The organism is Roseomonas fluvialis (assembly GCF_022846615.1).
Taxonomy (GTDB): Bacteria; Pseudomonadota; Alphaproteobacteria; order Acetobacterales; family Acetobacteraceae; genus Neoroseomonas; species Neoroseomonas fluvialis.
In genome coordinates, this window is the sequence record NZ_AP025637.1 from 2,747,575 (window position 1) to 2,765,825 (window position 18,251).

General features: G+C 72.0%; 17 protein-coding genes and 2 tRNA genes. 9 read left to right on the forward strand and 10 right to left on the reverse strand.

The window, feature by feature from the left end; genetic code table 11:
* Nucleotides 1-47 precede the first annotated feature (47 nt).
* Entirely contained in the window at nt 48-815 is a 768-nt protein-coding gene (locus MWM08_RS13300) for an exodeoxyribonuclease III (RefSeq protein ID WP_244406920.1), read from the forward strand.
* A gap of 7 nt (nt 816-822) precedes the next feature.
* Here MWM08_RS13300 and MWM08_RS13305 read toward each other — a convergent pair whose 3' ends face one another.
* The 4 genes from MWM08_RS13305 to MWM08_RS13320 all read right to left on the reverse strand — a co-directional run bounded on the left by MWM08_RS13305 (nt 823) and on the right by MWM08_RS13320 (nt 6,138).
* A complete protein-coding gene (locus MWM08_RS13305; protein ID WP_244406921.1) occupies nt 823-1,164 on the reverse strand; it encodes a hypothetical protein in 342 nt (113 codons plus the stop codon).
* A 104-nt stretch (nt 1,165-1,268) separates the two neighbouring features.
* Nucleotides 1,269-1,508 (reverse strand): hypothetical protein, encoded by a 240-nt coding sequence (locus MWM08_RS13310; RefSeq protein WP_244406922.1) that lies wholly within the window; start codon nt 1,506-1,508, stop codon nt 1,269-1,271.
* Between the two features lie 90 nt (nt 1,509-1,598).
* Nucleotides 1,599-3,323, reverse strand: a complete 1,725-nt coding sequence (gene ilvD, locus MWM08_RS13315; RefSeq protein WP_255751340.1) for a dihydroxy-acid dehydratase — start codon at nt 3,321-3,323, stop codon at nt 1,599-1,601.
* Nucleotides 3,324-3,438: 115 nt separating this feature from the next.
* Complete coding sequence (locus MWM08_RS13320) at nt 3,439-6,138, reverse strand: valine--tRNA ligase (RefSeq protein WP_244406923.1); 2,700 nt, start codon at nt 6,136-6,138, stop codon at nt 3,439-3,441.
* Between the two features lie 203 nt (nt 6,139-6,341).
* On the opposite strand from MWM08_RS13320, the gene MWM08_RS13325 reads away from it, so the two are divergent.
* A complete protein-coding gene (locus MWM08_RS13325) occupies nt 6,342-7,310 on the forward strand; it encodes a tripartite tricarboxylate transporter substrate binding protein (RefSeq protein WP_244406924.1) in 969 nt (322 codons plus the stop codon).
* Between the two features lie 18 nt (nt 7,311-7,328).
* Here MWM08_RS13325 and MWM08_RS26425 read toward each other — a convergent pair whose 3' ends face one another.
* The 3 genes from MWM08_RS26425 to MWM08_RS13340 all read right to left on the reverse strand — a co-directional run bounded on the left by MWM08_RS26425 (nt 7,329) and on the right by MWM08_RS13340 (nt 10,383).
* Nucleotides 7,329-7,913 (reverse strand): DUF2497 domain-containing protein, encoded by a 585-nt coding sequence (locus tag MWM08_RS26425; RefSeq protein WP_279323200.1) that lies wholly within the window; start codon nt 7,911-7,913, stop codon nt 7,329-7,331.
* Nucleotides 7,910-9,442 (reverse strand): TolC family outer membrane protein, encoded by a 1,533-nt coding sequence (locus tag MWM08_RS13335; protein ID WP_244406925.1) that lies wholly within the window; start codon nt 9,440-9,442, stop codon nt 7,910-7,912. The genes MWM08_RS26425 and MWM08_RS13335 overlap by 4 nt, the downstream gene beginning before the upstream one ends.
* Nucleotides 9,443-9,726: 284 nt before the next feature.
* Entirely contained in the window at nt 9,727-10,383 is a 657-nt protein-coding gene (locus MWM08_RS13340; RefSeq protein ID WP_244406926.1) for a protein-L-isoaspartate O-methyltransferase family protein, read from the reverse strand.
* Between the two features lie 107 nt (nt 10,384-10,490).
* On the opposite strand from MWM08_RS13340, the gene MWM08_RS13345 reads away from it, so the two are divergent.
* Nucleotides 10,491-10,561: transfer RNA gene (locus MWM08_RS13345), tRNA-Cys, on the forward strand.
* Nucleotides 10,562-10,623: 62 nt separating this feature from the next.
* Nucleotides 10,624-10,699: transfer RNA gene (locus tag MWM08_RS13350), tRNA-Asn, on the forward strand.
* Between the two features lie 61 nt (nt 10,700-10,760).
* Here MWM08_RS13350 and creD read toward each other — a convergent pair.
* Entirely contained in the window at nt 10,761-12,092 is a 1,332-nt protein-coding gene (creD, locus tag MWM08_RS13355) for a cell envelope integrity protein CreD (RefSeq protein ID WP_244406927.1), read from the reverse strand.
* A gap of 110 nt (nt 12,093-12,202) precedes the next feature.
* Between creD and MWM08_RS13360 the strand changes: the two genes are divergently transcribed.
* From MWM08_RS13360 to MWM08_RS13370, 3 genes are all read left to right on the forward strand, one after another.
* The gene (locus tag MWM08_RS13360; protein ID WP_244406928.1) at nt 12,203-12,892 is read left to right on the forward strand and encodes a response regulator transcription factor; all 690 of its coding nucleotides are present in this window, start codon (nt 12,203-12,205) and stop codon (nt 12,890-12,892) included.
* Between the two features lie 2 nt (nt 12,893-12,894).
* Entirely contained in the window at nt 12,895-14,451 is a 1,557-nt protein-coding gene (locus tag MWM08_RS13365) for a sensor histidine kinase (RefSeq protein WP_244406929.1), read from the forward strand.
* Nucleotides 14,452-14,517: 66 nt separating this feature from the next.
* On the forward strand, nt 14,518-15,267 hold the full coding sequence (locus tag MWM08_RS13370) for a class I SAM-dependent methyltransferase (RefSeq protein ID WP_244406930.1): 750 nt from the start codon (nt 14,518-14,520) through the stop codon (nt 15,265-15,267).
* Here the strand turns inward: MWM08_RS13370 and MWM08_RS13375 are convergent.
* Both MWM08_RS13375 and phnF read right to left on the reverse strand, forming a co-directional pair.
* On the reverse strand, nt 15,257-16,399 hold the full coding sequence (locus tag MWM08_RS13375; protein ID WP_244406931.1) for an alpha-D-ribose 1-methylphosphonate 5-triphosphate diphosphatase: 1,143 nt from the start codon (nt 16,397-16,399) through the stop codon (nt 15,257-15,259). The two genes, MWM08_RS13370 and MWM08_RS13375, sit on opposite strands and share 11 nt — an antisense overlap.
* A 4-nt stretch (nt 16,400-16,403) precedes the next feature.
* Nucleotides 16,404-17,135 carry a phosphonate metabolism transcriptional regulator PhnF gene (gene phnF / locus MWM08_RS13380; RefSeq protein ID WP_244406932.1) on the reverse strand — a complete coding sequence of 244 codons (732 nt, stop codon included), beginning with the start codon at nt 17,133-17,135 and terminating at the stop codon, nt 16,404-16,406.
* Between the two features lie 88 nt (nt 17,136-17,223).
* Here phnF and phnG point away from each other — a divergent pair, with 88 nt between their 5' ends.
* On the forward strand, nt 17,224-17,682 hold the full coding sequence (gene phnG, locus MWM08_RS13385) for a phosphonate C-P lyase system protein PhnG (RefSeq protein WP_244406933.1): 459 nt from the start codon (nt 17,224-17,226) through the stop codon (nt 17,680-17,682).
* Nucleotides 17,679-18,251: a phosphonate C-P lyase system protein PhnH gene (phnH, locus tag MWM08_RS13390; RefSeq protein WP_244406934.1), complete on the forward strand. Its 573-nt coding sequence runs from the start codon at nt 17,679-17,681 to the stop codon at nt 18,249-18,251. The genes phnG and phnH overlap by 4 nt, the downstream gene beginning before the upstream one ends.

The following is an 18,251-nucleotide window of genomic DNA, read 5'->3' on the forward strand; positions in this document are numbered from 1 at the left end:
AAAGCGCGATTGCCAAATGGGGCGGGGAGCGCTTCCCTCCGGAGCGCATGAAACTCGCCACCTTCAACGTCAACTCGATCCGCCAGCGCGCCGGGCATGTGGCGCGATTCCTCGCGCGCGCACAGCCGGACCTGCTGTTCCTGCAGGAAACCCGCTGCACGGCAGAACAGGTGCCCACCACCGAATTCGAAGCCCTGGGCTACCACACCCACGCCGTCGGCCAGGGCGGCGGGCGCAACGGCGTCGCCGTCATCGCCAGGATCCCCTTCGACATCGTCGCCGAACACCTGCCCGGCGACACCGAGGACACCCAGGCCCGCTACATCGAAGTCCAGGCAAAGGGCCTGAACGCCGCGGGCATCTACCTGCCCAACGGCAATTCGGGTGGCGATCCGGGCTACGCCTACAAGCTCGCCTGGATGGACCGGCTGCGCGCGGTGGCCGCCGAACGGCTCGACACCTTCACGCCCTTCGCGGTGCTGGGCGACTTCAACGTCTGCCCGACCGACGCCGACCTCGCCCCCGGCGCCCTGCCGCCAACCGACGCCCTGGTGCGCCCCGAAACGCGCGCGCACTTCCGCGCCCTGCTGCACCTGGGCCTGACCGATGCCCTGCGTGCGCTGCATCCGGCCGAAACCCTGTTCACCTACTGGGATTATGGCGCCGCCTTCGAGACCAACCGCGGCCTGCGCATCGACCACGTTCTGCTGAGCCCGGACCTGGCCGAGCGCCTGGACACGTGCGAGGTGGACACAGCCCCGCGCAGCGAGGCGCAGCCCTCGGACCATACCCCGGTGATCGCGACGCTGCGCTGAGGGCGCGCTACCAGCGCCGGTAGTAGGGCCGCCCCCAATAGCCCGGCCGCGGCCCCCAGTAACCACGCCCCCACCCATAGCCGAGTCCCACGCCAATCCCGACCGACGGCGCCACCACCACCGGCGGCGGTGGCGGCGCGGGCACCACCTGGATCGGCACGCCAGGCTGGAACGGCGCGTCATAGCCATAGGCCGGATAGCCATAGGCCGGCGGCGCATAGACCACAGGCGGCGCCGGCGGCGGGATGGTCGCCCCCGGCGGCGGTAATGGTACCAGGCTGCCATCGGGCATCACGACGCAGCCGCCCAGCAGCAGCGACGCGGCGGCGGCGAGGAGGACAGCGTGCATCGGGTGTCCCTTGGCTGGCGGCATTCCCCTCAGCCTGGGGTCATCGCGCGGCGCCGGCAAGGCCGAGGGTCATCGCTGGTCGCCGGCAAGCGCCGGGTGGGCGTTCAGCGCCAATACCCGCCCCGGCAACGTCCCCAGGCGTCGCAGCGCCGCGGCACCCAGTATCGGCGCGGCCGCGGCTGGACATAGACCCGCTCCGGTGGCGGTGCGTAATACGCCGGTGCGGGCGCCGGCGCGTAGATCGGCCGCGGCTGCGGCGCATAGACGACTGGTTCCTGGTAGGCCACGCACCCGGCCAGGCCGATCCCGGCAGCCACGGGCACGAGCAGACGACGAATCAGCATCGGCATTCTCCCATGCGGCGGCAACGCGGCACCGCATGGGGGGTTTCTGCGCCGCCCGGATGGCGATGCGATGGCAAACGAAACGTAACGCTACTGGTCGGCGTAGCAGTGCGTCTCGGCGGCACCGCCCGGATTGGTGACGGCGCCCAAGTAGGCCGGCCCGACCAGCTGCGCATACTTCCACAGGGCGCCCGCATTGTAGTCGTGTCCGCGCGGCTTCCAGGCGGCGCGGCGGCGCGCGATCTCCTCCTCCGGCACGATCATGTCGATGGTGCCGGCCTGCGCGTCGATAACGATCCGGTCGCCGTTCTCCAGCAGCGCGATCGGGCCGCCGACCGCGGCCTCAGGCCCGACATGGCCGATGCAGAAGCCGCGCGTCGCCCCGCTGAACCGCCCGTCGGTGATCAGCGCCACCTTGTCGCCCATACCCTGGCCATAGATCGCCGATGTGGTGGACAGCATCTCGCGCATGCCAGGCCCGCCCTTGGGGCCTTCGTAGCGCACGATGATGACGTCGCCTGCCTTGTAGGCGCGGGCCTCGACGGCGGCGAAAGCGTCCTCCTCACAGTCGAAGCACAGCGCGGTGCCTTCAAAGCGCAGGTTGGTCATCCCGGCGATCTTCACGATGCCGCCCTCGGGGGCGAGGTTGCCCTTGAGCGCCACCACGCCACCGATCGGGCTGATCGGGTCGGAGGTCGGGCGCACCACGTCCTGGTCGCGGGGCACGATCACCTCGCGGTGGTTCTCGGCCACGGTCCTGCCGGTGACCGTGAGGCAATCTCCCTTCACGTAGCCGCCATCGAGCAGCGCCTTGATGATGACCGGCACGCCGCCGATGCGGAACACGTCGGCGGCCACGTACTTCCCGCCGGGCTTGAGGTCGGCGATGTGCGGGGTCTTGCGCATGATCTCCGCCACGTCCTGCAGCGTGAAGCGGATGCCCGCTTCATGCGCCATGGCGGGCAGGTGCAGCGCGGCATTGGTGGACCCGCCCGTCGCGCCCACGATGGCCGCCGCGTTGTGCAGGCTGTCGAGCGTGACGATGTCGCGCGGGCGCAGGTTGCGGCGGATCAATTCCACCACCGCCTTGCCCGAGGCCACCGCGTGGTCGTCGCGTGTCTCGTCGGGTGCCGGCGCACCGGCCGAGAACGGCAGTGCGAGGCCAATCATTTCCGACACGCAGGCCATGGTGTTGGCGGTGAACTGCCCGCCGCAGGCCCCCGCGCCGGGGCAGGCGTGGCGTTCCAGCTCGTCCAGTTCCTCGTCCGACATGTTGCCCGCGGCGTGCTGGCCGACGGCCTCGAACACATCGAGCACCGTCACGTCGCGCCCATGGTGGCGGCCCGGCATGATCGACCCGCCATACATGAACACCGACGGCACGTTCAGCCGGATCATCGACATCATGACGCCCGGCAGCGACTTGTCGCAGCCCGCGATGCCGACCAGCGCATCATAGCAATGCCCGCGCATTGTCAGCTCGATCGAATCCGCGATCGCCTCGCGCGAGGCGAGCGAGGACTTCATCGACTGGTGCCCCATGGCGATACCGTCGGTCACCGTGATGGTGGTGAATTCGCGCGGCGTCGCGCCCGCGGCCTTCACGCCCGCCTTCGCCGCCTGCGCCTGGCGCGACAGCGCGATGTTGCAGGGCGCGGCCTCGTTCCAGCAGGAGGCGACGCCGACCAGCGGCTGCTCAATCTCCTCCTTCGTCAGGCCCATGGCGTAGTAGTAGGACCGGTGCGGCGCGCGCTCCGGGCCCATGGTGGTGTGGCGGCTCGGCAGGCGGGACTTGTCCCAGGCTTTGGCGGACACGGACGGCTCCTCGGGCTTGCCGGGGGACGGTCTCGGGCCGCCCCTCCGGTGCTTGGTCTATGCAGGGCAGAAGGGGGGGCGCGTCAAGCGCCGCGGCGAGGCCAGCCCGCCGCGTTCAGCCCGCGATCCGCGCCATCGCGGCATCGAGCCGCGCCACCTCGGCCCGCTGGGCCTCCAGCCGGTCGCGCATCTCCTGCACGATCTCCTCCGGCGCGCGCGAGACGAAGACATCGCTCGACAGTTTCGCGATGGTCTTGTCGGCCTCGGCCGCAATCCGCGCGCGTTCCTTGGACAGGCGCGCGCGCTCGGCGCCGAGGTCGATCACCTCGGCCAGGGGCAGCATGATGGTCGCCTCGCCCACCACGGCCTGCACGGCGCCGCGCGGCGGGTCGCCCTCCAGCGCGCGGACCTCAGTCGCACGGCCGAGGCGCTTGATCGCGTCCTCCCAGCGCGTCGCGCGCGCCAGCGATTCGCCCGACGCCCCGGCCAGCAGCAGCGGCACGGTGATCGACGGTGCGACGTTCATCTCGGAGCGCACGGTGCGGACCTCGCTGATCAGGCGCACCACCCAGTCCAGTTCGGCACGCGCCTCGGCGGCGTCACGCACGCTCGCGGCCTCGGGCCAGGTTTCCCGGATCAGGCTGCACTCCGCGCCATAGCCCATGCGGTGCCACAGCTCCTCGGTGATGTAGGGCATCACCGGGTGCAGCAGGCGTAGGATCACGCCCAGCACATGCTGCGCGGCGCCCTTCACCTCCTCCTTCTCCGGTCCGTCGGGACCGAGCAGCACGGGCTTCGCGAATTCCAGGAACCAGTCGCAGAAGCCGCCCCAGGTGAAGCGGTAGCAGGCCATGGCGTAGTCATCGAAGCGGAAGGCCTCGAGCGCGGCATTGGCCTCCGCCACCGCAGTGTTCGCGGCATCGAGGATCCAGCGCGACAGCGGCAGCGTGGCGGTGGCCAGGTCGAAATCCGGCCGCGGCGCGATGCCGTTCATCTCGCAGAAGCGCGCCGCGTTCCAGATTTTCGTGGCGAAGGCGCGGTAGCCCTCGATGCGCTGCTTCGCCAGCTTGATGTCGCGCCCCGGCCCGGCCAGTGCACACAGCGTGAAGCGCACCGCATCCGCGCCATGCGCGTCGACCAGTTCCAGGGGATCGAGCACATTCCCCTTCGACTTCGACATCTTCTGGCCCTTCTCGTCGCGCACCAGGCCGTGGATGCAGACCGTCTTGAAGGGCACTTCGCCCATGAAGTGGATACCCATCATCATCATGCGGGCGACCCAGAAGAAGATGATGTCGAAGCCCGTCACCAGCACATCGCCGGGATAGTACTTCGCCAGTTCAGGCGTCTTCTGCGGCCAGCCGATCGTGCTGAACGGCCACAGCGCGGAACTGAACCAGGTGTCCAGCACGTCCTCGTCGCGCACCAGGTCCACGTCGCGACCGAATTTCGTGCGCGCCAGGTCGCGCGCCTCGGCTTCCGTATGGGCGACGAACACTTCGCCATCCGGCGCATACCAGGCCGGGATCTGGTGGCCCCACCACAATTGCCGCGACACGCACCAGGGCTGGATGTCGCGCATCCAGGCGAAGAAGGTGTTCTCCCACTGCTTGGGCGTGAACACCGTCTGCCCGGTCTCGACCGCCTTGATCGCGGGGGCGGCCAGCGTCTTGGCGTCGACGTACCACTGCATGGTCAGCCGCGGTTCGATCGGCACGCCGGAGCGGTCGCCATGTGGTACCGCGTGAGTGTGCGGTTCGATCTTCTCGACCAGTTCCAGTTCTTCCAGCCGGGCGACGATTGCCTTGCGCGCCGCGAAGCGATCCTGACCCGCCAGGCTCCGCACGAAGTCGAGGTCCGCCACGCCCTCGACCGCGACGAACCCTGTCGCGATCTCCTCCAGCATCACGCGACCTTCCGCGTCCAGTACGGAGGGCATCGGCAGGTCATGCCGCTTGCCCAGGTCGAAATCGTTGAAGTCGTGCGCCGGGGTGATCTTCACCGCGCCCGACCCCTTCTCCGGGTCGGAGTACTCATCCGCCACCACGGGAATGGACCGCCCCGTCAGAGGCAGGATCACGCGCTTGCCCACCAGGTCGCGGAAGCGCGCATCCTCCGGATGCACCGCCACCGCGGTGTCGCCGAGCATGGTCTCGGGCCGCGTGGTCGCCACCACCAGGAAGCGACCCGGCTCGCCCTCGACCGGATAGCGCAGGTGCCACAGGTGGCCCTTCACCTCCTTGCTCTCGACCTCGAGGTCCGAGATCGCGGTAAGGAACTTCGGATCCCAGTTCACCAGCCGCTTGTCGCGGTACAGCAGGCCTTCCCGATACAGACGCACGAACACCTCGCGCACCGCCTCGGACAGGCCCTCGTCCATGGTGAAGCGTTCGCGCGGCCAGTCCAGCGAGGCGCCCAGCCGGCGCAGCTGCCGCGTGATGGTCCCACCCGACTCAGCCTTCCAGTCCCACACGCGCTGGATGAAGGCCTCGCGCCCCATGGTCCGGCGGTCGGCATTGCCCTGCTGCGCCAGCAGGCGTTCCACCACCATCTGCGTCGCGATGCCGGCATGGTCGGTCCCCGGCTGCCACAGCGCATCGCGCCCCTGCATCCGCCGCCAGCGGATCAGTACGTCCTGCAGCGTGTTGTCGAGCGCATGCCCGATATGCAGCGACCCCGTCACGTTGGGCGGCGGAATCATGATGGTGAAGGGCTTCGCCGGCGAAGCAGGGTTCGCCGAGAAGGCGCCGGAAGATTCCCAGCCCTTATAAAGGCGCTGTTCGATCGCGGCGGGGTCGAAGGACTTGTCGAGCATGGCGGCATCCCTTCCCCGCCGGCGCGCCCTGCGTCAAGGGCGCAGGCAGCGCACGCGCCGGTGCCCGTCGCGCCCCTGCGCGATTCCACCCTCGCCCGATCCGGGCTAAGCACTATCGCGGCACCCCGCCCGCCGCCGCGGCGGTACGGATGCCGCCCGGCACGAGTCCGAAGGCCCACGCCGCCCCGCGACAGGAATCGCCCATGACCGCCAGCCGCCGCCTGCTGTTCGCCCTGCCCGCCGCCGCGTTGGCCCGCCCGGCGCTCGCCCAGTCGCCCTGGCCGCAGGGACCGGTGCGGATCATTGCCCCCTTCCCGCCCGGCGGGTCGGTCGACACCATCTCGCGACTGCTGCAGCCGCATCTGTCGGCCGATCTCGGCGTGCCGGTGGTGATCGAGAACCGCCCCGGCGCCTCGGGCGCGATCGGCACCGCCGCCCTCGCCCGTGCCCCCGCCGATGGCAATACCTGGGCGATGGTCTTCGACACCCACGCCGTGAACCCGGCGCTGATCAGCACGCTCGGCTTCGACACGAAGCGCGACCTGGTGCCCGTCATGCTGGTCGGCACCGCGCCCATGCTGATCACGACGCACAATTCCCGACCCTGGCGGACCCTGTCCGAGGTGATCGCCGCGGCGAAGGCGCGCCCCGATACGCTGACCTATGGGTCGATCGGCAATGGCAGCCTCGCGCATCTGACGATGTCACTGATGCAGACCGCCGGCGACTTCCGGGTGGTGCACGTGCCGTATCGCGGCGGCGGGCCCATGAGTGCGGCGGCGGCGGCCGGCGAACTCGACATGCCCATGGCGACCAATGCCGGCCTCGGCGGCCAGGTGAACGTCACGCTGCGGCCGCTGGCGCAGACCGGCGCCCGGCGGTCGGCGCTGTTCCCCGACCTGCCGACGGTGGCGGAATCAGGCGTCCCGGGCATCGATGCCCTGGCCTGGTGGGCGGTGATCGGCCGTGCCGGCGTGCCAGCGCCGGTGGTCGCCCGCTTCCACGCCGCGCTGACGAAGGCACTCGCGGTGCCGGAGGTGCGTGCGCGACTGTCCGGCCCGCTGGGCGTCGACGTGGTGGGATCCTCGCCCGAAGCCTTCGGCACCTTCCTCGATGCCCAGATGGACACCTGGACGCGCGTGGTGCGCGACCACAACATTCGCCCGGACTGACCCCCGGGCGCCGGCGCGTCAGGTCAGGGCGCGACCGACCACGCGCTCGATCTCGGCGCGCACCAGGCGCTCGACGATGCCCGGCAGGTGCTGGTCCAGCCAGGCCTTGAGCAGCGGGCGGAGTTCCTCGCGCACCACGTCCTCGATCGACGGGCCACCGCGATACACCGACGACCCGCGCTCGGCGGCCACGGTGCGCAGCAACTGTCCGACCGAGGCCGTGGCGGCCGCGGCGACAGCCGGGGCCAGCAGCGAATCGGCCGACAGCACCATCGGCGGCGGCGCGGCGGGCGGTGCAACCGCGGCTGGCGGGGCCGCGGCCGCCGCGTTCACCATCATGTCCTCGGTCAACAACAGCGGTTCGTCGGCGCTGGGCGCGGCGGGCGGCGCCGCGGCAGGTTCGGGCAGCGGAATGCCGATCGGCAGCGGCGCGGGCTGCGCCGCCTCGGCCTCGGGTGGCGCGGCAGCGGTCGCATCGGGCGCGGGCGGCGCCTCGTCCTCGTTCAGGATGCGGCGGATGGAGGCGAGGATATCCTCCATCGACTGGTCGGAGGCGACGCCCGTTGCCGCCGCGCCCGCGGGGGGCGCTGCCTGTCCGCTCATGGTGCCGTTCGTCCCGATGCTGTGGGGGGCAGGGTCTGCACCTGCACCACGCCCTGCGGCGGCGGCGGGGAACCGCCGGCGCCCTCGGAGAAATCCCCGGTGCCGAACCAGCGGTCGCGCACCGCATTGTAGTAGTTGCGCGGGTCGTAGATCTGCACCGGCAGGCCGAGATCCTGTGCGGTCAGCCGCCCCATGGTCGTGGCCACCGCATAGGAGGCGTTGATCAGGGTCGCGAGCGAGCGCACCAGGTTCACGCGCGCCTGCAGCAATTCCTGCTCGGCGTTCAGCACATCGAGCGTGGTGCGGCTGCCCACGATCGCCTCGCGCTGCACGCCATCGAGGGCGATTTCCTGCGCGCGGATCTGCGCCCGCACGGATTCGACCTGCGCGCGGGAACTGCCCAACGTCTCCCAGGCCTCGGTCGCCTGCTGCGCGGCAACGCGGCGCGCATCGGCCACCTGCTGGCGCGCCTGCTGCGCCTGCTGGCGTGCCTGGCGCACCAGCGCGTGCTCGGCGCCGCCCTGGTACAGCGGCACGTTCAGGTTCAGCGTGACCTGCGCGCCGGTCTGGCGCGACCCGCGCTGCGCGTTGTTGTCGAGCCGGAAGGCCGACCCGTTCGCGGTCACCTGCGGCAGGAGGTTGGCGAACTGCACGTCGATCTGGTCGCGCGCGGCGGCTTCGTCGAACACGGTCGCGACCACGGTGGGGTTGTTCTCGGTGGCGAAGCGCACGGCCTCCTGCTGGGAGCGGACCGGGGGCGCGAGGGGCGGCGGCGCCGTGACCCGCAGCGGCTCAAGGCCGGTCCAGCGCAGGAAATTGGCGCGCGAGGACTGCGCCACGCCCTGCGCCTGGTCGAGCTGGAAGCGCGCCAGCGCCAGGCGCGATTCGGCCTGCGCCACGTCGGTGCGCGTGATCTCGCCGACGCGGAAGCGCTCGTTCGTCGCCTGCAGCTGGCGTTCCAGCACCTGCACGTTGTTGGTGTTGAGGCGCACTTCCTCCTGGTCGCGGATGAAGAACACATAGGCGCGCACCGATTCGAACAGGACTTCCTGCTCGGCGATCAGCAGTCGGGCGCGTTGGGCATAGACCTGGTTCTCGGCGCGCCGCGTCTGCGCGGTGGTGCGCCCGCCGCGGTAGATCGGCTGGCTGACCGTCGCCTGCAGCGTGCCCGTCCCGCGCGCGGAATCGCTGTAGTTCGAGAACGGGGTCTGCGGCGTGCGCCCCAGCCCGGTCACGAAGCCCGTCGTCGGGTCGGTGACCGGGAAGATCGCGCCGCCGGCGGTGGCCTGCGTGCGCGTGGTCGTCTCGGTGTAGCCCGCCGCGCCGGCGATCACGACCGTGGGCCGCCACCCAGCCAGCGCCTGGGGCACGTTCTCGTCCACCGCGCGCGCGGCGGCGCGCGCCGCGAGCAGGCGCGGATTTCCCGAATAGGCCGACGCCAGCGCCTCCTGGAGGGTCTGCGACCACCCCTCGGTGGCCGGCAGGATCGCGAGGGCGGCGGAAAGAAGCATTTTGCTGCGCAGGCTCATGGTCACCCTATGCCGTCCCCGGTTTGGCGGGCCGGCCATGCGGCCAGGCCGAAGCCCGGGGCACTCCGGAAGTCTCGCGCAAAAGTCTTAACGCACCGCAACAGGGCGGCGCCACCCCCGGCACGGCAAAGAAGTGTGTCACCGGCTCGATCCCTGGGCGCCACGGCCCGGCCAGCCCGCTTTCCGGCCAGGTTGGCGTCGGGCACCCACCCCGCCCGGCCAGCCAGCGACGGCATCGGTGATGGGTGCACGAGGAGACCGGTGCCGCCGGTCCGCAAACCGCGCTAGAATGCGAAGGCGGGCGCGCCAGCGAAACCCGGCAACGGCGCCGCGTGCGCATCGAATTCGCGTGTCGCACTCACCGCCCCGCCGGCGCGGCGCAGCAGCATCGCGCGCCCCGGCGGGCCGCCCTGCAGGCTGATGGCGACCAGGCGCCCGCCTTCGGCGAGTTGGTCCTCGACCACGCGCGGCACCGCCGCCACGCCGCCCTCGATGATGATGACGTCGTAGGTCTCGCCGGCGGCGTGGCCGTGCGAGGGGTCGGCCTCGACCAGCGTCACGGTGCCGGGGGGCACCGCCGCCGGCAGCGCCGCGCGCGCGATCGCGAGCAGCGCGGGGTCGGATTCCACCGCAGTGACCGACCCGCCGATCGCCGCCACCAGCGCCGCGCCGAAGCCGGTGCCCGCGCCCAGCACCAGGGCGCGTTCGCCGCGCCGCAGCCCGGCGAGTTGCACCAGGCGCGCCAGCACCATGGGCTGCATCATGGCCCGCCCGCCCGGCAGCGGCAGGTCGGCATCGGCATACGCGCGCGCGGCCAGCGCGGGCGGGACGAAGCGCTCGCGCGGCAGGTCGCGCATGGCGGCAACGATACGCGGATCCTCGACGCGGTTGGGGCGCAGCTGTCCATCGACCATGAACCGGCGCGCCTCGGCGAAATCCATCGTGCTCGACCCTGCGAAATCCGGCCCGGTTATAGGTCGGCCGCGCCCTGCACGCCAAGCGGGCGCTTGACCGCGGGGCGCGCGCAGCCGATATGGGCGGCCCGCGCGGTCCGGTGGCCGAGTGGTCAGGCACAGGTCTGCAAAACCTGCTACGTGGGTTCGATTCCCGCCCGGACCTGATCGCGCGGGGCGGCTTTACAGGGGTGCCGCGCCCCACTATACGCGGCGCCCGGCTCCTGATCCCCGATAGCTCAGCTGGTAGAGCGCGGGACTGTTAATCCCTAGGTCGTTGGTTCGAGTCCAACTCGGGGAGCCAGACACCCAAACTCCGCGACACGCCGGCCGGTCCGCCTCGGAACCGGGCCGCCGCTGCGCGTTCAGCGCTCCCGCCCCGCGATCCCCCGCGTCGCCATCATCACCGCGGACAGCAGCGCGAACAGCCCGATCGCACCGGCCAGCAGCGCCATGCTCTCCATCCGCAGCACCACATACAGAAAGCCGAACAGCGCCGCGAGAACCGCCGCGAAGACCGCCGCCAGGCGGACCCGCCCGGTGACCCCAGCGGTAAACAGGCTCGCCTGCCCCATCACCATCACCGCGCTGACCACATAAGCCAGGCCGAAGCCGAGGGTCTCCGAGATCGCGAGCAACAGCATCGGGAACAGCACCATCGACAGCCCGAGCAGCCCGTACTGCACCAGGTGGATGCGCACGCGCGACACCAGTTCGAACAGCCAATAGGTCATCACCGCCAGCAGCACGAACAACGCTGCGTATTTCGCCGTACGGTTCACCATGCGGTAGGTCGGCACCGCCTCCAGCAGCGCAACACCCATGCCGACGCCGCGCCCCAGCACCGCGCCGCAGCCATCCGCCGGCAGCCGCAGAGACCGCTCCGCCATCCCGCCCACCCATTCGGCACGGAAGGCGCTGCCATCCCCGGAGGTCCGGTGCGGCAGGCTGGTGCCGAAATAGCTCGGCGTCTCCCACGCTGCCTCGGCCGAGAATCGAAGGCGCCGCGCGACCGGCAGCATCGACAGCGCCTCGGTGCCGCGCAGTTCCATCGTGCCGGCAAAGGCCATGCCCGGCTCCGGCGGGCCGTCGAGCCCGAGCGGCCAGCGCAGCGCCTCGACCGCCCCGCAACGCGCGCTGCCCTCGCGTTCGACGGGCAGCGCACGGCCGCCCAGGCTCAGCGTGGGCGGATCGGCGGTCGGGCGCAGGTCGGTGGCGCCGGTGAGAAGATAGGCGCCGCGCCAGTCAGGCTCGGCATCCGCCGGCAGCGCCGCGGCGGCATCGCCGAGCCGCCCGGCGATATCGATGCGTGCCGCGTAGACGATCGCCTCGAACAGCCCGCGCCGTCGGGTCTCCGGCGCCAGGGTCGCGGCCATGGTCAGCTCCGCCGCGGGAATGGCGATGGCACCCGATTCCGTCCCGCGTCCTGCCGGGGTTACCACCGGCACCACCAGCAACGGGCCGAGCACCGTCTGCGGCGCGCCCCAGGCGCGGCCTATCTCGGCGCGGACCTCGCGCTGGCGCGCCTCGCGCTCCGAGATCAGCCCCGACACCATGTATTGCGGGATCAGCAGCGCCACGACCAGCGCACCGACCAGGCCCAGCTTCAGCCCCGCAGCGCCGATCAGGCGCGCGCCCGCGGCGAGCGGATTGTCGGCGGGCGGCGCGGATTCGGGGTCGGCCGGGGTGTCGGACATGGATGGACCTCCTGCAATGTCGGTCCCCCCAGGCTGACGGCCCCGCGTGCAATGGCCGTGTGGCGCCCTTGCAGCCCCCCAGGATGTTTGGTGCAAATGCCGTGCAGACCATGCCGAAGATCCTCATCGCCGACGACGATCCGCATATCCGCAACGTCATTCGGTTCGCCCTGGCGCGCGGCGGGCTCGCCACCGTCGAGGCCGCGGACGGAGCGACGGCGCTGGCGCTGATCGCGCGCGAGCAGCCGGACCTGGTGATCCTCGACGTGATGATGCCGGAGATGGACGGCACCGAGCTGTGCCGCCGCCTGCGGCGCGACAGCGACGTGCCGGTGATCTTCCTCTCCTCGCGCGGCGAGGAGATCGACCGTGTACTCGGCCTCGAGCTCGGCGGCGACGACTACATGACCAAGCCCTTCAGCCCACGAGAGCTGATCGCCCGCGTGCGCGCCCATCTGCGCCGGCGCGAAGGCCGCGTGACCGACGCGCCGGGCCCCCACGGTCCGCTGCGCCGAGGCCCCCTCACCCTCGATGCCGACCGCTTCGAGGCACGCTGGAACGCGGCGCCGATCCCGCTGACCGTCACCGAGTTCCGCCTGCTCCAGGCCATGGCCGCGCATCCCGGACGCGTCTTCACCCGCGACACGCTGATGGGTTCGGCGCATGCGGAACCGCGCATCGTCAGCGACCGCACCATCGACAGCCATGTGCGGCATCTGCGCGCGAAGCTGTCCGCCCTCGGTGCCGCGCCGATCGAGACGGTGCACGGCCTCGGTTATCGCTACCGGGACGATTGCTGACCGTGCCGCGCCGCAAGCCGCGCATCCTGGTGGTGCTGCTGCTGGCAAACCTCGCCTTGCTCGTGCTGCCGCTCGGCGGGCTGTGGATGCTGCGGCTGTACGAAAGCGCGCTGGTGCGCCAGACCGAGACCGAGCTGATTTCGCAAGCTGCCATCATCGCCGCCGCCCAGCGCGCCGCCTGGCTGCGCGCGGCCGGGCAGGACGCCGCCCCGCAGGCGACCGACTGGGCGCCGCGCTTCGCCAGCCTCGACCTCGCGCACGATCCGATCCTGCCGCCGCCGCCCGATGCCGTACCACCCGAACAGCCCGCCGACCCCGTTGCGCGCGCCGCCGGCGCCACACTTGCGCCGGTGCTGGCCGAGGCGCAGCGCGTCACCCTCGCCGCGATGCGCGTGACGGACCAGGCCGGCGTGGTGGTGGCGAGCACTGGCAGCGAGACAGGCCTGTCGCTGCGCGGGCTGGAGGAAGTCGCCGCCGCCCTCGCCGGCCAACCCGCCGCCCGCGTGCGTGCCCGCCGCGAAGCGGTGCCCGCCGGCGCGGATTCGATCAGCCGTGCCGCGCCCTTCCGAGTCTTCGTGGCCCTGCCCGTGCAGGCCGGCGATCGCGTGATCGGCGCGGTGCTGCTCTCCCGCACGCCGTCCAGTCTGCGCCAGGCTCTGCATGGCAAGCGATGGGAATTGGCGGCGCTGACCCTGGCGATGCTCATCGTCGCCGGCGGGCTCGCGGGCTTCATCGCCTATACCGTCAGCCGGCCGATCCGCGCCGTGGCGGACCAGGCGCGCGCGGTCGCCTCCGGCGCGCGGGTGGAGGTGCGCCGCGTCCGCCGCAGCGCGGTCCGCGAGGCCGACGAGCTCGCTGCCGCGATCGGTGCCATGGCCGACACGCTGGAACACCGCGCCGCCTACATCAGCGACTTCGCCGCCGCGGTCAGCCACGAGTTCAAGACGCCGCTGGCCGCCCTGCGCGGCGCGCTGGAACTGCTGCAGGACCACGGCGCCGGCATGACGGCACAGGAGCGCGCGAATTTCCTGGCCCAGTGCATGGAGGACGTACAGCGGCTGGATCGGCTGGTGACGCGGCTGCTCGACCTCGCGCGCGCCGAGACACCGCACCCGCACGACGCCGGCGGCGCCATCATCGGGCAGGCCATGCACGACGCCGCCGCGCCGAGCATCGCCGCGGGCCTCGATATCGCCTTCGACGGCGCGCCCGGCACCGAGGTCGCGATCGCGCCCGAGGCGCTGCGGGGCATCCTCACGATCCTGTTCGACAACGTCCGTCAGCATGCCGGGCCCGGGGCGCAATGCCGCGTCGTCTGGGCGGAGGACGGCGGCACGCTGCGCCTGCGGGTCAGCGATACCGGGCGCGGCATCTCGGGCGCCAACAGGCGCCGCATCTTCGACCGGTTCTTCACCACGGCGCGGGAGGCTGGCGGCACCGGCCTTGGCCTGGCGATCGCGCGCAGCCTCGCGGAGGCCGCCGGGGGTGCGCTGGATCTCGTGCCGGACACGCCCGGCGCCACCTTCGACCTGCGCCTGCCGGTCGTGCCGCACGCGTGAGCCGACGCGCGACTTGACGCGGCGCCCTGCCGCCGGTTCCCATGCCGCGCCCCGGGAATCAGCAGCATGGACACAGCGCCACCACCCATCGCGCCGCATGCGACACTGCCGCGCCACTATGCCGATGACGGCGAGCGCGACCGTTACGTCCAGGCGCTGTTCGACGGCGGCGCCGCGTCCTACGACCGCATCAACGCGATCTTCTCGCTGGGCACCGGCGCGCGCTACCGGCGCGATGCACTGAAGCGCGCCGGCCTGGCACCCGGCAAGCGGCTGCTCGATGTCGCGACCGGCACCGGCCTGGTCGCGCGGGAGGCCGTGCGCATCCTCGGCCGGCCCGAGGATGTCGTGGGCCTCGACCTCAGCGCCGGCATGCTGCGCGAAGCGCGCGCCAGCCTGCCCAACCCGCTGGTGCAGGCGCGCGCCGAGGCCTTGCCGCTGGCCGATGCCTCCGTCGACCTGGTCAGCATGGGCTACGCGCTGCGCCACGTGCCCGACCTGGTCGGGACCTTCCGCGAATACCACCGCGTGCTGCGCCCCGGCGGGCGGGTGCTGCTGCTCGAGATCGACCAGCCGGCAAGCCCGGTGGCGCTGGCAGCGGTGCGCTTCTACCTCGGCCGCGTGGTGCCGGGCCTGTCGCGCATCATTGGCCGCGGCGAACGCGACAGCCGCATGATGCGCTACTTCTGGGACACGATCGACGCCTGCGTGCCGCCCGAGACCATCACCGCCGCACTCGCCGAGGCCGGCTTCGCCGATGTCGGCTGCGACGTGCAGCTCGGCATCTTCCGCGCCTATGGCGCGCTCAGGCCCTGATCCGCACCGCCGCCCCCGGCGCCAGCCAGCCGAGCCGCCCGGCGGCAAAGACCGCGACCGGCGCCGGCACCGCCGGGTCCACCACCACCACATCCCCGCGCAGCCCCGGCGCCAGCCGCCCGCGGTCCGCCAGCCCACAGGCCTCGGCCGGATTGGCCGAGACCAGCGCCCAGGCCGCCGGCAGGCCGAGCACACCGCGCTTCACCATGGCGAATGCCGCCTCCAGCATCGCCGGCCAGACGTAATCCGAGGCCAGCACCGTCACGATCCCGCGCTCGGCCAGCGGCGCCGCACTCGCCCAGCCCAGATGCGACCCGCCGCGCACCACGTTGGGCGCGCCCATCACGACATGCTCGCCCGCCGCGCGCGCCGCGACACCCACCGCCTCGGCCATCGGGAATTCGCAGATGGTCGCGCCATGCGCGCGGTAGTGCGCACGGTCCTCGAGCGTCGCATCGTCGTGGCTCAGCACCGGGATGCCGGCCCTGCGCGCCGCCGTGGCCAGGCGTTCGCGCGCCGCCGGAACCTCGTGCCGCCGTGCCGCGACCGATCGCGCCAGCGCGACGAAGTCCTCGGCCGGCAGCCCCGCGCGCCCGGCATACTTCGCGACCTGCACCGGGTCACTCAGCTTCTTCAAGATGCCCGGCGTGTGGTCGTTGAAGCCCAGCAGATGCACCGATCCATCCGCGATGCCCGCCAGCGCGTCCTCCAGCGCATCGAGGTTGTCGGCCTCGAAGCGCAGGTGCACCCGCAGGTCGGTCGCCGCCTGCGCGCGCGCTGCCGGCAGCGCCGCCTTCAACGCCCGCCAGGCCGGCAGCGACCGCAGCCCCGGCTCCCAGGACAGCGTCACGCCCAGATAGGCGGTGGTGATTCCCGCGGCAACGAGCTGCGCCGCCGAATCGCGGAGCGCGAGCCGGACCGGCAGATCGACCCCCGGGCGTGGCTGCAGCTGGCGTTCATGCGCATCGCCATGGATGTCGACCAGGCCGGGCAGCACCAGCAGGCCCGCGGCATCGAAGCGCGCCGCGTCGGCCGGCGCACGATCCGCCACCACGCCATCGGCCAGCGCCAGCGCGCCCTGCGCCATCGCGCCATCCCTGAGGACGGCGCCATCACTCACGATCCAGTCCATGGCCTCAGGGCTCCACCACCAGCTGCGCGCGCCCGGCAGCATAGACCGCCTGGGTCCAGTCGATCGGCTCGCCCGCCATGTCGACGTTGATGTTCTCCGAAACCAGCACCGGGCGCGATCGCGACTGCTGCAGCAGCGTCGCCTCCTCGGGGGTTGGCAGCCGCGCCGTGATGCGTGACGATCGGCGCCGGTAATCGGCGATGCCGCAGGCGGCGAGCGCCGCGGTCACCGACGGGTCGCGCTCCAGTGCCTCCGCGGCCGCGGCGCAGCGCGGCAGCGGGAAGTGGTGCACGCCCAGCACGATCGGCCGCCCGTTCACCAGGCCCAGCCGTTCCGCCCGCAGCACCATGCGCCCGCGCCGGATGCCGAGTGCCTCGGCGAGTTGCGTCTCCGCCGGCATCTCCGCAACGTGCAGGATCCGCCCTGCCGGTTCGCGGTTGTCGCGTCGGATGACTTCGGAGAACCGCGTGCGCGGGCCCAGCCGGTAGTCGACCACATCCTCCGCCACGAAGGCGCCGCGTCCCTGCTCGACACGGATCAGCCCGCGTGCCTCCAGGTCCTCGAGCGCGCGGCGCACCGTATGGCGGTTCACGCCGAAGCGGGCCGTGAGGACCGCCTCAGTCGGCAGGCGGTCGCCGGCGCAGGCGCCGCCGCGATTGATCTCGGCCTCGATCGTGGCGGCGATCTGGCGCCACAGCGCGACACCCTGCCCGCGGGCGATCGCCGTGCCTGTCATCGAAACTTCAACCATGAGCGGTCAGGTCCGTGGGATATCCGTGTGGACTTTTTCGCGCGTAGACGTCTATGTGTCTAGACAAATTCCGATGACCCAACACGCGCCCCACCCCGACCTTGATCCCCTTGGCGAACGCCGCGCCTGGATGGCTGTCCTGGCACGCGCCCCCGCCGACGAGATCGCCGCGCTGCTGCCCGCGCTGCCCGCGCATGACCGCCTGCGCGCGCCCGAGACCGGCCTGGTCATGGTGCGCGGCCGCGCCGGCGGCGACGGCACGGCCTTCAACCTCGGCGAGATGACCGTGACACGCTGCGCCGTGCGGCTCGGCGATGCGGTCGGCCATGCCTATGTCGCCGGGCGCGACAAACGCCAGGCGGAACTCGCCGCGGTGGTGGATGCCGCGTTGCAGGACCCCGCGCGCCACGCTGCCCTGCTGCGCGACGTGATCGCCCCACTCGCTGCGCGCCAGCAGGCGGCGCGAGATGCCGAAGCGCGCAAGGCGGCCGCGACGCGCGTGGAATTCTTCACCATGGCGACAATGCGATGACCCTGCTTTCCCCTGGCTTCGCCGATCCCGTGCTGGACGGTCAGGCCTGCTTCCGTGCCGTGCTGGATGCCATGAGCCGCCCCGGCCGCATCGCGGTGGCCGGCAGCGCGCTGCGCCCGCCCGCGCCGCTGTGCCGCGCGGCGGCCGCGGTGCTGCTGACGCTGGCTGATGCCGATACGCCACTGTGGTCGGATGCCGGCGGCGATGCCGAAGCCTGGTTGCGCTTCCATTGCGGCGCGCCCTTCGTGACCGAAGGCGAGGCCGCCTTCGTGCTGGCGACAGGCACGCTGCCGGCGCTGGATGTGCTCGCCGCCGGCAGCGAGGAGAAGCCGCAACACGGCGCGACGCTCGTGCTGCAGGTGGCGGCGCTGGACGCGGGCAGCGGCTGGCGCCTGACCGGTCCGGGCATCGCGCACGAACACCGCCTGGCGGTGACCGGCGCGCCGGCGGGCTTCGTCGCGGCCTGGGCCGCCAACCGCGCGCGCTTCCCGCGCGGGGTGGATGTCGTGCTGTGTGCCGGGGATCGGCTTGCGGCGCTGCCGCGCAGCGTCACGATCCAGGAGGGCTGA